We start from the raw sequence: 11,887 nt of genomic DNA, 5'->3' as shown, positions 1-11,887 counted from the left end.
GTCTGCGCGGGTCGCTTCCAGGAGCCGTCTTGCGCAGTCTCATCGCCGCCGTCGAACGTCTTGACCCGCTGACCGTCTTCGGACGCGTGGCGGCCGTCAACGGCCTCCTGATCGAGGCTCGCGGCGGCCTGACGCGCCTGGCGGTCGGCGCCCGGGTCGAGATCGAGCGCATCGGCGCCCCGACCCTGCCGGCCGAGGTCGTCGGCTTCCGCGAGACCCGCGCCCTGCTCATGCCCTTCGGCCCGGTCGAGGGCGTGGCCCCCGGCGCCGAGATCCGCATCATGCCCGAGGGCGCCACCGTGCGTCCGACCAAGGCGTGGCTGGGCCGCATCATCAACGCTTTTGGCGAGCCGATCGACGGCCTGGGCCCGCTGCCCCAGGGCGAGGTTCCCTACCCGCTGAAGACGCCTCCGCCGCCGGCCCACGCCCGCGGCCGGGTGGGCGAGCGCCTGGACCTGGGCGTGCGCTCGATGAACGTCTTCACCACCACCTGCCGCGGCCAGCGCCTGGGCATCTTCGCCGGCTCGGGCGTGGGCAAGTCGGTGCTGCTGTCGATGCTGGCCAAGGAAGCCACCTGCGACGCCGTCGTCGTCGGCCTGATCGGCGAACGCGGCCGCGAGGTGCGCGAGTTCATCGAAGAGACCCTGGGCGAGGAAGGCCTGCGCCGCGCCATCGTCGTGGTCGCCACCTCGGACGAGCCGGCCCTGACCCGCCGCCAGGCCGCCTACATGACCCTGGCCATCGCCGAGTTCCTGCGCGACCAGGATCAAGAGGTCCTCTGCCTGATGGACTCGGTGACCCGCTTCGCCATGGCCCAGCGCGAGATCGGCCTGGCCGCCGGCGAGCCGCCGACCACCAAGGGCTATACGCCCACCGTCTTCACCGAGCTGCCCAAGCTGCTCGAGCGCGCCGGCCCCGGGCCCATCCGCGCCGACGGCACCACCGCAGCCCCGATCACCGCCCTCTTCACCGTGCTGGTGGACGGCGACGATCACAACGAGCCGATCGCCGACGCCGCCCGCGGTATTCTCGACGGCCACATCGTCATGGAGCGCTCGATCGCCGAGCGCGGCCGCTTCCCGGCCATCAACGTGCTGAAGTCGATCAGCCGGACCATGCCGGGCTGCCAGCTGCCGCACGAGCGCGACATCGTCAAATCGGCCCGCCAGGTGCTGTCGGCCTACTCCAACATGGAAGAGCTGATCCGCATCGGCGCCTATCGCGCCGGCGCCGACCCCACGGTCGACCGGGCCATCCAGCTCAATCCGGCGGTCGAGGCCTTCCTCAGCCAGAACCCCGACGAAGCCACGAGTCTTGACGATTCGTTCAACTTCCTCGGCCAGATTCTCCAAAGCGCCGCCTGAAGCGCCAGCGTGTCGAGTAACCCAGCATGACCAAGTGGGCCGCCTCCCTGATCCGCATCTCGAACCACGAGGTCGAGACGCTGCAGAAGCGCCTGGCCGAGGTGGTCGACCGCCGCGAGGCCGCGCAGATGAAGCTGGCCACGATGGACGCCGAGGCCGAGATCGAGATCCGCAACGCCGAGGGCGACGCCTCGGCCGGCTGGTACATGATCGGCTACCGCAAGGGCCTGGAGGTGCGCCGCGCCGAGACCCTGCTGGAGATCGACCAGATCAGCATCGAGGAAACCGGCGCCCGCGACGCCCTGTCGCTGGCCTTCGAGAACCTCAAGAAATACGAGCACGTCGCCGAGACCGCCAAGGCGGCGATGATCAAGAAGGTCGGCAAGCTGGAAATGGCCGCCCTGGACGAACTGGGCCTGCGCCGCGCGGCGATGGGCGGGCGGTAAATTCCTTCTCCCCTTGCGGGAGAAGGTGTCGGCGAAGCCGACGGATGAGGGGTCGAAAGGCCTCTCCGCATACTTCTGAGAGACCCCTCACCCGACCTCCTTCGGAGGCCACCCTCTCCCGCAAGGGGAGAGGGATTTTCGCCTTCACCCTTCCCCAACCTCCCCGTGCTTTCCTCGCGTCCAACGCCTGGGGAGCCCGCCATGTCCGACGTCTCACGCCGCGCCGTGCTCGGCTCCAGCCTGGCGCTGGCCGCCTGCGGCCAGACGGCGCAGAGCCAGCCGGTTCCGGCCAACCTGCCGCCGCTGAAGACGATCGCGCCGTTCCGGGTCGGATCCTCGGTGCAGGCCCTGCACCTGGACGATCCGGCGCTTGCCGCCCTGCTGCGCCGGCAGGTCAATCAGCTGACGCCCGAGTGGCAGATGAAGATGGAATACATCGTCCAGCCGGACGGCTCGTTCCGCTTCGACGCCCCCGACAGGATCGCCGCCTTCGCCGCGGCCAACGGCATGGCGCTGCTGGGCCACGTGCTGGTCTGGTACGCCCAGGCCCCCGACGCCTTCGAGCGGCTGGACGAGAACCGGGTCAGCTTCGAGCAGGCCTATCGCAACTACATCCTGGCCGTGGCCGGGCGCTATCGCGGCAAGGTCGTCGGCTGGGACGTGGTCAACGAGGCCGTGGCCGAAGACGGCGACGGCTGGCGGACCAGCCTGTGGTCCAGACGGCTGGGCGACTTCGAGCACATCGCCCTGGCCTTCCGCACGGCGCGCGAGGCCGATCCCGGCGCGACGCTGCTGCTCAACGACTACAATCTCGAATACATGCCCCGGAAGCGGGCGACCTTCCTGAAGCTGGCCGAGCGCCTGCTGGCGTCCGGCGCGCCGCTGACCGGCATCGGAACCCAGATGCACGTCGCCGCCGACATTCGCCCCGGCGAAATCACCACCATGATGAAGGACCTGGCGAGCCTTGGCTTGCCGATCCACCTCTCCGAACTCGACGTCTCGCTGACGCGCTCGGACAACAAGCTGCTGGGCCGCGCCGAGCTGGAGCGCCGCCAGGCCCGCACCTACGGCGAGGCGGCCGAGGCGTTCATGGCCCTGCCGCAGCGCCAGCGCTTCGCCTTCACCCTGTGGGGCCTGCGCGACGGGGATTCGTGGCTGAAGAAGGAAAACGCCAGCGACGCCCCCGCGCCGTTCGACGACGCCGGCCGCCCCAAGGCGGCCGCGGCGGCGCTGGTCGAGGCGTTCAGGCGGGGCTAGGCGCCCGGGCCGCGCACGCTGGTGGCCACCGCGTGGTCGGCGTCGTTGGCCTGGCGCAGGGCGCGCAGGTCTTCGCTGATGCGGAAGACGGCGACGTAGAACTCGCAGAAGGCGCGCCACAGCAACACCAGGCCCGCGGCGACCAGCAGGCCGGCGATCAGCACCGGGAAGGCCAGCAGCAGCGAGGCCACGCCGCGCTCCTTCAGCGCCAGGCCCACGGCCGCGCCGACGACGGAAAAGGCGAACAGCGCCACGACGCCCAGGCCCGCCCAGTATATCAGGTGGATGACCGGCCCGGTCACCAGTCGGTCGAAGGTCAACAGATCCCAGAACAACGCGCCAGAACCACGCGCCTTGGATTTCCTGGCCGGAGCCATCCGACACACCTCATGTCAGCGGACTGGCGGAGACCGCCGAAGTTTACGCTGCATCGCTAGCAGCGTGAGGCCCGCTCGGCAATGCCGGGCGGGCCTCGTGCGTGTTCGGAAGAAGGGACGCTGTTATTTCGTCCCCGACCTTCGCCCCGTTACTTGGGGGCGGCGGCGCCGGCCAGGGCCGCGTCGATCTGGGCCTTGGTGGCCGTGGTGCTGACGCTGCCGTCGGCGCCGGCGCTCAGGCTGGCCTTGGGCAGGGCGAACTTCTTGTCGCCGCTGCTGACGACAACGTTGGCCGAGCCGTCGGCGCCCGTCGAGGTCCCGCTGACGGTGCCGACCACCGCGCCGGCCGGGTCCTTGATCTCGGTGCCGACGGCGACGTCGGCCGAGACGTTGGCGGACGACGGCGTGCCGGCCGAACTGGCCGCGGCGGCGCTGCTGTCAGCCGGAGCCGTGGTGGTGGTGGTCGTGGTGGTGCTGCTGGTGGTCGACTCCGGCGGCTGGGCCGTGGTGGTCGACGGCTGCGAAGCGGCGGCCGGATCGGCCGGCGGTTGAGCGGCGTCTTGAGCGTAAGCGGCGCCGGCCAGCGAAAGGGTCGCGGCGGCGGCGAGGTAAGCAAACTTGGTCTTCATAATGCGCTCCGTCGGAGGGCCCCTGCCCGATCAACCAACGCAGCCCGGTTTGTAACGGTTCCGAAACAACGCGTGATCGCGACCTCACGGGGTCGTGGCGACGAGCTTGGGCGCTTCCTGGATCGGGGCCTCGTCGTCCTTCAGGCCGGCGGCCTTCATGGCCGACTTCAGGGTGTAGACCGAGGGATCCTTGCTGGTCGTGAACGCCAGTTCCGCGGTCAGGGCGGGGTTCTCGGCCTCGTTGGCGAAGCCGCCCTCGCGCACGGCGTTGAAGGCGACCGCATAGCTCTTGCCGGGCTTGGTGCTGCACAGCAGGACGAAGGTCTTTCCGTCGTTCAGCAGGCGGGGCGCGCGCACGCATTCGGGCTTCTCGCCGCCCGCCGCGGCGGCGTAGTTCCAGCCGCCCGGCAGCATCTTCTGGTCGAAGCTGACCTTCAGCACCAGGATCCCAGGGGCCACGGTCTCGCCGGCCGCGGGCCAGGTGGCGGTCACCTTCGGCGGCTGGGTGGGCGGCATCACCGTCACCGGCGAGACCGGCGTCGGCTCGGGCCGCGTGACTTGCGCGAACGCGCCGCCCGCGACAGCGAGGACGGCCAGGACAGGAAGGGCGGAGACGGCGATGCGCATGCCCCGGAGAATGGCAATCAAGCGCGGCCTTCTCAAGGCGCCGTTCGACGAGACGGCCCACCCTTTCGTTACAAGGTTTTCATTCAGGTGACGTTCACGCGAGGCGATACTAGCTTGGCCGCATCAACCGGCCTCGACGCCGGCCTTTCGGGAGACCTTCGCCATGCGCACCGCCATCGCCCTGATCGCCGCGACGAGCGCCCTCGCCGCCACGACGGCCCCCGCCCTCGCCCAGGGCCCCGGCCGCGGCGACCGCCACGAGGAGCGCCCGCGCGGCTCCTACGAGCAGAGCTGCCGCAACATCAACGTCCGCCGCGGCGAGATCAGCGCCGAGTGCCGCGACCGTCGCGGCCGCTGGCAGTGGTCGACCGCCAGCGCCGACTGCCGTGAAATGGAGAACCAGGACGGCCGCCTGGTCTGCGTCCGCGGCGGCGGCCGTCCCGGCGGTCCTGGCGGCTCGGGCTCCGGATGGGGCGGCGGTCGCGGCGCCGACGCGGTGATCTTCGAGCACGCCGGCTACGGCGGCCGCGCCTACGAAGTGCGTGGCGACATGCCCGACTTCGTGCAGATCGGCTTCAACGACAAGGCCTCGTCGATCCAGATCCGGCGCGGCGAGTGGGAACTCTGCGACGACGCCTACTACCGCGGCCGCTGCTGGCGGGTGTCGGCCGACATGGGCGTGTTCCCGCGCGACATGAACGACCGCGTCAGCTCGATCCGCCGGATTCGCTGATCCGGCCCTCATTCGCCCGCCCTAATTTGGTCGAGAACTCGACCTTGAAGCGGCGCGCGGGGCGGCTAAGCTCCGCGCGCCTTTTCATTTCGGGAACGCCCATGCGCAAGATCATCGTCCTCGCCGCCGCCGCGGCCGCCCTGCTGGTCTCGGCCTGCAACACCATCGAAGGCGTGGGCCGCGACGTCTCGGCCGCCGGCCGCGCGGTCGCCGACACCGCTCGCGACGCCAAGTAGGGCCCTGTCAGCGCCGGCGCGCCCGGCCGTCAGGCAAGCGCGCCGCCCGCCCCATCCTGGCCGCAATGCTGCGCCACACTTGCCATCGTCGCGGCAAGTAAAGTCGCATGACGACGTTCGACGTAGAAAGCTTAACCGGAAGCTGCCAACCATTAACCCTGCCGGCAAATTCATTCGCGCGCGACGATCGCGCAGGATGAATTCTTTCGGCATTCGCCCTTATCCGGGCTGAATATCTGCTTCCAAAGCGCACATGCGACCGAAAGCGCCATTTGCGCGAAGCGTCGCCGGAGCCATATGGACGCCATGAACGAGCGACCCGTACCCAGCCTCCTTACCGGCATGAAGAGAGGCGTCCGCCATCGCTGCCCCAACTGCGGCGAGGGCAAGCTCTATTCGCGCTACCTGAAGGTCGAGTTCGACTGCGAGGCCTGCGGCCATCACCTGGCCGCCTACCCCGCCGACGACGGTCCCGCCTACTTCACGATCCTGATCGTCGGCCACCTGTTCGTGGCTCCGCTGCTGCTGTTTCCGTTCATCTGGCAGGCCTCGCCGTGGCTGGTCGCGCCGCTGACCATCCTGCCGCTGGCGGCCCTTACCCTGATGCTGCTGCCGCGCGTCAAGGGCGCGGTGATCGGCGCCCTGTGGGCCAATGGCCTGCGCAAGGCCGAGGACGCTCCCGGCGGCTGAGCCGAACAAGCGACGGCGGAACCGTCGCCGCACAGGCCGCATTCCCTCCCCGAAGTCCAGGCGCGCCGAACGCGGTTCGCCGGTCAACATGGGAGACCCGAATGCTCGGCACGATCCTCATCATCATCCTGATCCTGGCGCTGATCGGCGCCCTGCCCACCTGGGGCCACAGCCGCTCGTGGGGCTACTTCCCCAGCGGCGGCCTGGGCCTGGTGCTCGTGATCATCATCATCCTCGTGCTCATCGGCAGGATCTGACGCCCCTCTTGGAGCGCGGCGGCGAACGCGCATAAGGTTCCGCAAACGGCCTCGAGCCGACGAGGGGAGCCCGCATGACCGACGCCGCCGCGCCGCAGCCCGCCGCCGTTTCCCTGACCCCGGCCCAGCGCGCCCGGGCCATACTCGGCGGCTCGGCCGGCAACCTGGTCGAATGGTACGACTGGTTCGCCTACGCCGCCTTCACCCTCTATTTCGCGCCGCACTTCTTCCCCAAGGGCGACCAGACCGTACAGCTGCTGCAGGCGGCCGCGGTGTTCTTCCTGGGGTTCGTGGCCCGCCCCGTCGGCGCCTGGCTGATGGGTCACTACGCCGACCGCTCGGGACGCCGCGCGGCGCTTTCGGTCTCGGTGTCGCTGATGTGCGCCGGGGCGCTGATCATCGCCCTGACCCCTGACTACAAGACCATCGGCCTGTTCGCACCGGCCGTGCTGCTGATCGCCCGCGTGCTGCAGGGCCTGTCGGTGGGCGGCGAGTACGGCGCCAGCGCCACCTATATGAGCGAGATGGCGGGCAAGAGCCGTCGCGGCTTCTGGTCCAGCTTCCACTACGTGACCCTGATCGCCGGCCAGCTGATCGCGCTGGGCGTGCTGATCATCCTCCAGCGCCTGCTGCACAAGGACGACCTGGCCGCCTGGGGCTGGCGCATCCCGTTCGTGATCGGCGCCCTGCTGGCCGTGGTGGTGTTCTGGATCCGCCGAGGCCTGGACGAAAGCGCCTCGTTCAAGGCCGCCGACAAGCCGGCCGAGGGCATCGGCAAGCACCAGCGCAACCTCGCCAGCCTGTTCTTCGCGCTGACCCTGGCGGCCGGCGGCTGGGCGCTGGCCCGGCCGGGCCTTTCGCCCCAGGTGCTGGCCGGCGCCTTCCTGGTGGCCTTCTTCGCCACGCTGATCGCGCCGCTGCTGCGCCGCCACCCGCGCGAGACCCTGATGATCATGGGCCTGACCGCCGGCGGCTCGCTGACCTTCTACGTCTACACCACCTACATGCAGAAGTTCCTGGTCAACACGGCCGGGTTCGAGAAGGCCGCGGCCTCCGAGATCAGCGCGATCAGCATGATCGTCTTCATGCTGATGCAGCCGCTCGCCGGCTGGCTGTCGGACAAGGTCGGCCGCAAGCCGCTGCTGATCGCCGCCTATGCCGGCGGCGCCCTGACCATCTGGCCGATCATGAGCGGCATCGCGGCCACCGACTCCATCGGCGTCGCCCTGGCCCTGATCATCGTCGGCATGACCTTCCAGTCGGGCTACACCTCGATCAGCGCCGTCGTGAAGGCCGAGCTGTTCCCCGCCCACGTCCGCGCCCTGGGCGTGGCCCTGCCCTACGCGGTGGCCAACGTGCTGTTCGGCGGCACCGCCGAGATGGTCGGCCTGGCCTTCAAGCACGGCGGGATCGAGAGCGGCTTCTACCTCTATGTCGCCGCGATCATGACCGTTGGCCTCGTCGTCTCGGTCCTGTTGCGTGACACCGCAAGACACAGCCTGATCGCCGAGGATTGACCGACGCGCCCCGCCCGATATCCCCTGTCGTCGACTCCCGTTCCTTCGCAGCGTCCACCATGCCGATTCTCGACATCCTGGCCCTCGGGCTCTTCGTCTTCGCCTGGCTGTTCTACGAGCCGCTGCTGCGGCGCCTGGGCCAGGGCAAGAACCTGATCAACACCGACATGACGGTGATCCGCCGCCGGTGGATGACCGAGATGGCGGTGCGCGAGGTCGCCCTGCTGGACGGCCAGCTCCTGGGCCACGCCATCAACTCGGCCAGCTTCTTCGCCTCGTCGAACCTGATCCTGATCGCCGCCGCCGCCGGGGTGCTGTTCGGCGGCGACACCGCGCTGAAGAGCGTCGAGGGCCTGCAGGTGCTGGAAAAGACCGCGCCCTGGATGTTCCAGGTCAAGCTGGGCCTCGTTTTGCTGACCCTGGCCCGGGGACTGCTCGACTTCATCTGGGCCCTGCGCCAGATGAACTATTGCCTGGCCGCCATCGGCGCGACGCCCGTCTGGTCGCCGCCGGCCGTGCTGGCCGAATACGCCGAGGCCGCGGGCGGCATCCTCAACCCGGCCCTGTCAGCCTTCAACGCGGGTGTTCGCGGCTACTACTTCGCCCTGGYGGCGGCGGCCTGGCTGCTGGGCCCCTACGCCTTCCTGGCGGCCAGCGGCGGGGCGCTGGTCCTGCTGGTCTGGCGCCAGCGCCGCAGCCGCGCCTCGGTGGCCGTGCGCAAGGTCCGCCAGATTCTCGAACGCCAGCCGGTGGTGCACGGCCCGCACATGCGCAGCAAGGCGGAGGAACCGCCGGAGGATCGGATTTAGATCTAAGGGACCTCCCCCTCTGGGGGAGGCGATCGCGCAGCGATCGGTGGGGGGAGTCGTTGCAAAATCGGCCGCCTTCTCAGCAGCTGAAAACGTCCCCCCTCCGGCCTCCGGCCGCCTCCCCCAAAGGGGGAGGTTCTCATAGCCCCAACTGCGCCCTGACCTTCTTCGTCAGCTTGGCCGCGACCAGCGCATGCGCCGTCTTCAGCCAGTCGGCGACTTCGGCGTCGTCGAACGCGGCCAGGTCGTCCAGCTTCACCCACTTGGCGCGCGCCAGGTACGGGGCGGGGATCGCCCGCCCCGTCTGCGTCAGCACCTCGAAGGCGACGTCCGAGACCTTGAACGACACCCCGCCCTGGGCCGCGCCCGGTCCCATGACGGCGAACATCTTGTCGCCGACCTTGTAGACTTGGTCGTCGCCCCACTGGACGGTCATGGTCGCCGCGGGCTGCGCCATGGCGGCGGCGTGAAAGGCCTCGGGGCTCATCAGGCCTCGACGCCCACGCCGATCGGGCAGGTCACGCCGGTGCCGCCGATGCCGCAATAGCCGCCCGGGTTCTTGGCCAGGTACTGCTGGTGGTAGTCCTCGGCGAAGTAGAACGGACCGGCCACCGAGATCTCGGTGGTGATCTCGCCCAGGCCCTTGGCCGACAGGGCGACCTGGTAGGCTTCCTTCGAGGCGGCGGCGGCGGCGGCCTGGGCGTCGTTGGTGGCGTAGATGCCCGAACGATACTGGGTGCCGATGTCGTTGCCCTGGCGCATGCCCTGGGTCGGGTCGTGGTTCTCCCAGAACACCTTCAGCAGGGCCTCGTAAGTGACGACCTTGGGGTCGAACACCACCAGCACCACCTCGGTGTGGCCGGTGCGGCCCGAGCAGACCTCCTCATAGGTCGGGTTCGGGGTGATGCCCGCGGCGTAGCCGGCGGCGGTGACCAGCACGCCCGGCACCTTCCAGAACACGCGCTCGACGCCCCAGAAGCAGCCCATGGCGAACACGGCCGTCTCCAGGCCGTCGGGATAGGGGCCCTTCAGCGGGGCGCCGTTGACGAAGTGGGTCTGGGCGGTCGGGATCGCCGCCTCACGCCCCGGCAGGGCGGTGTCGACGGTCGGCATCTCGAGGCTTTTCTTGAGCAGCATGGCGGGGCCTTTCGGAGGCGGGAGTTCCTTGCCCGCCGATATAAGTCGTCGCAGGTCCGTTTTCATCCCGTAACGGCGCTTGCTACGAGTCGCTGCCTGAGTATATTGCGCCCCTTCCCGCGCCGGGGGTCTCAACCGCCCCCGACCCGAGTGCGCTGGTGAGGTGGCCGAGTGGTTGAAGGCGCACGCCTGGAACGCGTGTATAGGGGAAACTCTATCGAGGGTTCGAATCCCTCTCTCACCGCCACGCCCTTCTCTTCGAAATCGCTGTTTCGTCGAGTTTCGTGGCCGCCGTCGCGCGTCCGGCGTAGAACCCCGGCATGATCCGCGCCGCTCTTCTCACCGCCGCCATCGCCCTGTCCACGGCGACCACGGCCCTGGCCGCCCCGACCGTCGTCACCTCGCCCGAGCCCCTGCCCGCCGCGCACGCCAAGCCGCGCGTGTTCCTGGGCGGCAGCATCGACATGGGCAAGGCGGTCGACTGGCAGGCCCAGGTGATCGCCGCCCTGGCCGACCAGGACGTGGTGATCCTCAATCCGCGCCGACCCGACTGGAACCCGGCCTGGAAGCCGGTCGCGCAGGAACCCGAGTTCCGCCGCCAGGTCGAGTGGGAACTGGCCGCCCTGGAGAGCGCCGACGTTATCGTGCTGTACCTGACGCCCGGCTCGCAGGCGCCGATCAGCCTGCTGGAAATGGGCCTGCACGCGCGCAGCGGAAAGCTGGTGGTGCTGTGCCCCGAAGGCTTCTGGCGCAAGGGCAATGTCGACATCACCGCCGAGAAGTACGGGGTGAAGCAGGTCGAGAGCCTGGACGCCCTGATCGCCGAGGTTAAGGCGCGGGTGGGAAAGTAGGCCCTCTCCCTGAAGGGGGAGGTGTCGGCGAAGCCGACGGAGGGGGCTTTAACCTGTGAGCCAGAAACCACCTCAACGTCAGCAGCAACTTCCCCCTCCGGCCCTCCGGGCCACCTCCCCCTTCAGGGGGAGGATTTAGAGCCCCACCGCCCGCTCCACCCCGATCCCGGCCAAGAAATCCTCGTCGTGGCTGACGACCAGCAGCGCGCCGTCGTAGCCGGCCAGCGCCGCTTCCACGGCCGTCACCGAGTCGAGGTCGAGGTGGTTGGTCGGCTCGTCCAGGATCAAGAGCTGCGGCGGGGTCGGGCCGGCCAGCACGCAGGCCAGAGCCGCGCGCAGGCGCTCGCCCCCGCTCAAGGACCCCGCCAGACGGTCGGCGGCGCTGTTGCGGAAGAGGAAGCGGGCGAGCGCGGCCTGGGCGGCGTTGCGGTCGGCGCTGGGATGCAGGCGCTGGAAGGCCGAAAGCAGCGTCTCGTCGTCGTGCAGGATCGCCAGCGACTGATCGAGCATCACGGCCGGGACGCCGCGCGTCACCGCGCCCGCCGTCGGCGCCAGCACGCCGGCCGCGAGTTTCAGCAGGGTCGACTTGCCCGCGCCGTTGGGGCCGCCGACGGCCACCCGCTCGGGACCGGCCAACCGCAGGTTCACGCCCGCCAGCACCGGCGGCCGGCCCGGCCAGGCAAAGCCGACCTCGTCCATGGCCAGCACCAGCCTGCCCGCCGGCAGGCCGGTCGGCGGCAGGTCGAAGCCCAGGGTCCGGGCGCGCTCGACCCGGGCCTGCGCGGTCTCCACCGCCTCGCGGGCRCCGGCCTGCAGCCGTTCGGCCAGGCGGCGCTCCTTGCCGCCGGTGTTCTCGGCCCGCTCGGCTCGGGCGCCCAGCAGGATCTTGGGCTCGCTGCCCCTGGCGGCGAAGCGCTTGCCGGCGGCGTCGCGGCGGGCCTTGCGTTCCAGGGC

The 11,887-nt window shown here is 69.9% G+C and carries 16 protein-coding genes and 1 tRNA gene; 11 read left to right on the top strand and 6 right to left on the bottom strand.

Translation table 11 applies throughout. The features are described 5' to 3' along the window. Positions 1–29: 29 nt before the first annotated feature. The 3 genes from fliI (at position 30) to AC1DCG_RS18610 (ending at position 3,070) form a co-directional block, all read left to right on the top strand. Positions 30–1,364: a flagellar protein export ATPase FliI gene (fliI, locus tag AC1DCG_RS18620; RefSeq protein WP_058347208.1), complete on the top strand. Its 1,335-nt coding sequence runs from the start codon at positions 30–32 to the stop codon at positions 1,362–1,364. A gap of 26 nt (positions 1,365–1,390) precedes the next feature. Then, complete coding sequence (locus tag AC1DCG_RS18615) at positions 1,391–1,810, top strand: flagellar export protein FliJ (protein ID WP_477027787.1); 420 nt, start codon at positions 1,391–1,393, stop codon at positions 1,808–1,810. 201 nt (positions 1,811–2,011) lie between these two features. Then, positions 2,012–3,070 carry an endo-1,4-beta-xylanase gene (locus tag AC1DCG_RS18610; protein ID WP_477027786.1) on the top strand — a complete coding sequence of 353 codons (1,059 nt, stop codon included), beginning with the start codon at positions 2,012–2,014 and terminating at the stop codon, positions 3,068–3,070. Here AC1DCG_RS18610 and AC1DCG_RS18605 read toward each other — a convergent pair. From AC1DCG_RS18605 to AC1DCG_RS18595, 3 genes are all read right to left on the bottom strand, one after another. Then, positions 3,067–3,447, bottom strand: a complete 381-nt coding sequence (locus tag AC1DCG_RS18605) for a DUF4282 domain-containing protein (RefSeq protein ID WP_165256901.1) — start codon at positions 3,445–3,447, stop codon at positions 3,067–3,069. The two genes, AC1DCG_RS18610 and AC1DCG_RS18605, sit on opposite strands and share 4 nt — an antisense overlap. A 149-nt stretch (positions 3,448–3,596) precedes the next feature. After that, positions 3,597–4,076, bottom strand: coding sequence for a hypothetical protein (locus tag AC1DCG_RS18600; RefSeq protein WP_165256903.1), 480 nt, complete (start codon positions 4,074–4,076; stop codon positions 3,597–3,599). A gap of 84 nt (positions 4,077–4,160) precedes the next feature. After that, a complete protein-coding gene (locus AC1DCG_RS18595) occupies positions 4,161–4,724 on the bottom strand; it encodes an Ig-like domain-containing protein (RefSeq protein ID WP_477027785.1) in 564 nt (187 codons plus the stop codon). Positions 4,725–4,866: 142 nt separating this feature from the next. Here AC1DCG_RS18595 and AC1DCG_RS18590 point away from each other — a divergent pair, with 142 nt between their 5' ends. The 6 genes from AC1DCG_RS18590 to AC1DCG_RS18565 all read left to right on the top strand — a co-directional run bounded on the left by AC1DCG_RS18590 (position 4,867) and on the right by AC1DCG_RS18565 (position 8,945). Next, positions 4,867–5,436, top strand: a complete 570-nt coding sequence (locus AC1DCG_RS18590) for a beta/gamma crystallin-related protein (RefSeq protein ID WP_477027784.1) — start codon at positions 4,867–4,869, stop codon at positions 5,434–5,436. Positions 5,437–5,537: 101 nt separating this feature from the next. Further along, positions 5,538–5,672, top strand: coding sequence for an entericidin A/B family lipoprotein (locus AC1DCG_RS18585; RefSeq protein ID WP_101712307.1), 135 nt, complete (start codon positions 5,538–5,540; stop codon positions 5,670–5,672). 297 nt (positions 5,673–5,969) lie between these two features. Next, entirely contained in the window at positions 5,970–6,362 is a 393-nt protein-coding gene (locus tag AC1DCG_RS18580) for a DUF983 domain-containing protein (protein ID WP_477027783.1), read from the top strand. Positions 6,363–6,463: 101 nt separating this feature from the next. Continuing rightward, a complete protein-coding gene (locus AC1DCG_RS18575; RefSeq protein WP_058347217.1) occupies positions 6,464–6,619 on the top strand; it encodes a DUF3309 family protein in 156 nt (51 codons plus the stop codon). Between the two features lie 74 nt (positions 6,620–6,693). Further along, entirely contained in the window at positions 6,694–8,136 is a 1,443-nt protein-coding gene (locus tag AC1DCG_RS18570; protein ID WP_477027782.1) for an MFS transporter, read from the top strand. A gap of 59 nt (positions 8,137–8,195) precedes the next feature. Further along, positions 8,196–8,945, top strand: coding sequence for a DUF599 domain-containing protein (locus AC1DCG_RS18565; RefSeq protein WP_477041599.1), 750 nt, complete (start codon positions 8,196–8,198; stop codon positions 8,943–8,945). 139 nt (positions 8,946–9,084) lie between these two features. On the opposite strand, the gene AC1DCG_RS18560 is transcribed toward AC1DCG_RS18565, so the two are convergent. Together AC1DCG_RS18560 and msrA are read right to left on the bottom strand one after the other, a co-directional pair. After that, complete coding sequence (locus AC1DCG_RS18560; RefSeq protein WP_477027780.1) at positions 9,085–9,432, bottom strand: MmcQ/YjbR family DNA-binding protein; 348 nt, start codon at positions 9,430–9,432, stop codon at positions 9,085–9,087. Further along, complete coding sequence (msrA, locus tag AC1DCG_RS18555) at positions 9,432–10,082, bottom strand: peptide-methionine (S)-S-oxide reductase MsrA (RefSeq protein ID WP_477027779.1); 651 nt, start codon at positions 10,080–10,082, stop codon at positions 9,432–9,434. Before msrA ends, AC1DCG_RS18560 begins: the two co-directional genes overlap by 1 nt. Before the next feature lie 157 nt (positions 10,083–10,239). Here msrA and AC1DCG_RS18550 point away from each other — a divergent pair. Further along, positions 10,240–10,329: transfer RNA gene (locus tag AC1DCG_RS18550), tRNA-Ser, on the top strand. Between the two features lie 73 nt (positions 10,330–10,402). After that, positions 10,403–10,933 (top strand): nucleoside 2-deoxyribosyltransferase domain-containing protein, encoded by a 531-nt coding sequence (locus AC1DCG_RS18545; RefSeq protein ID WP_477027778.1) that lies wholly within the window; start codon positions 10,403–10,405, stop codon positions 10,931–10,933. Positions 10,934–11,068: 135 nt separating this feature from the next. On the opposite strand, the gene AC1DCG_RS18540 is transcribed toward AC1DCG_RS18545, so the two are convergent. Beyond that, on the bottom strand, positions 11,069–11,887 hold an 819-nt coding region (locus AC1DCG_RS18540; protein ID WP_477041598.1), incomplete at its 5' end, for an ATP-binding cassette domain-containing protein.

Source organism: Caulobacter sp. 10L414 (assembly GCF_056395525.1).
Note: the sequence above shows the minus strand (reverse complement) of the source record. Positions and strands in the feature narration are given on the sequence as shown.

What these genes read in the sequence shown, in the direction of transcription:
- AC1DCG_RS18615 (WP_477027787.1), top strand. Translation starts at nt 1,391, where the DNA reads ATGACCAAGTGGGCCGCCTCCCTGATCCGCATCTCGAACCACGAGGTC.
- AC1DCG_RS18610 (WP_477027786.1), top strand. Translation starts at nt 2,012, where the DNA reads ATGTCCGACGTCTCACGCCGCGCCGTGCTCGGCTCCAGCCTGGCGCTG.
- AC1DCG_RS18605 (WP_165256901.1), bottom strand. Translation starts at nt 3,447, where the DNA reads ATGGCTCCGGCCAGGAAATCCAAGGCGCGTGGTTCTGGCGCGTTGTTC.
- AC1DCG_RS18600 (WP_165256903.1), bottom strand. Translation starts at nt 4,076, where the DNA reads ATGAAGACCAAGTTTGCTTACCTCGCCGCCGCCGCGACCCTTTCGCTG.
- AC1DCG_RS18590 (WP_477027784.1), top strand. Translation starts at nt 4,867, where the DNA reads ATGCGCACCGCCATCGCCCTGATCGCCGCGACGAGCGCCCTCGCCGCC.
- AC1DCG_RS18585 (WP_101712307.1), top strand. Translation starts at nt 5,538, where the DNA reads ATGCGCAAGATCATCGTCCTCGCCGCCGCCGCGGCCGCCCTGCTGGTC.
- AC1DCG_RS18580 (WP_477027783.1), top strand. Translation starts at nt 5,970, where the DNA reads ATGGACGCCATGAACGAGCGACCCGTACCCAGCCTCCTTACCGGCATG.
- AC1DCG_RS18575 (WP_058347217.1), top strand. Translation starts at nt 6,464, where the DNA reads ATGCTCGGCACGATCCTCATCATCATCCTGATCCTGGCGCTGATCGGC.
- AC1DCG_RS18570 (WP_477027782.1), top strand. Translation starts at nt 6,694, where the DNA reads ATGACCGACGCCGCCGCGCCGCAGCCCGCCGCCGTTTCCCTGACCCCG.
- AC1DCG_RS18560 (WP_477027780.1), bottom strand. Translation starts at nt 9,432, where the DNA reads ATGAGCCCCGAGGCCTTTCACGCCGCCGCCATGGCGCAGCCCGCGGCG.
- msrA (WP_477027779.1), bottom strand. Translation starts at nt 10,082, where the DNA reads ATGCTGCTCAAGAAAAGCCTCGAGATGCCGACCGTCGACACCGCCCTG.
- AC1DCG_RS18545 (WP_477027778.1), top strand. Translation starts at nt 10,403, where the DNA reads ATGATCCGCGCCGCTCTTCTCACCGCCGCCATCGCCCTGTCCACGGCG.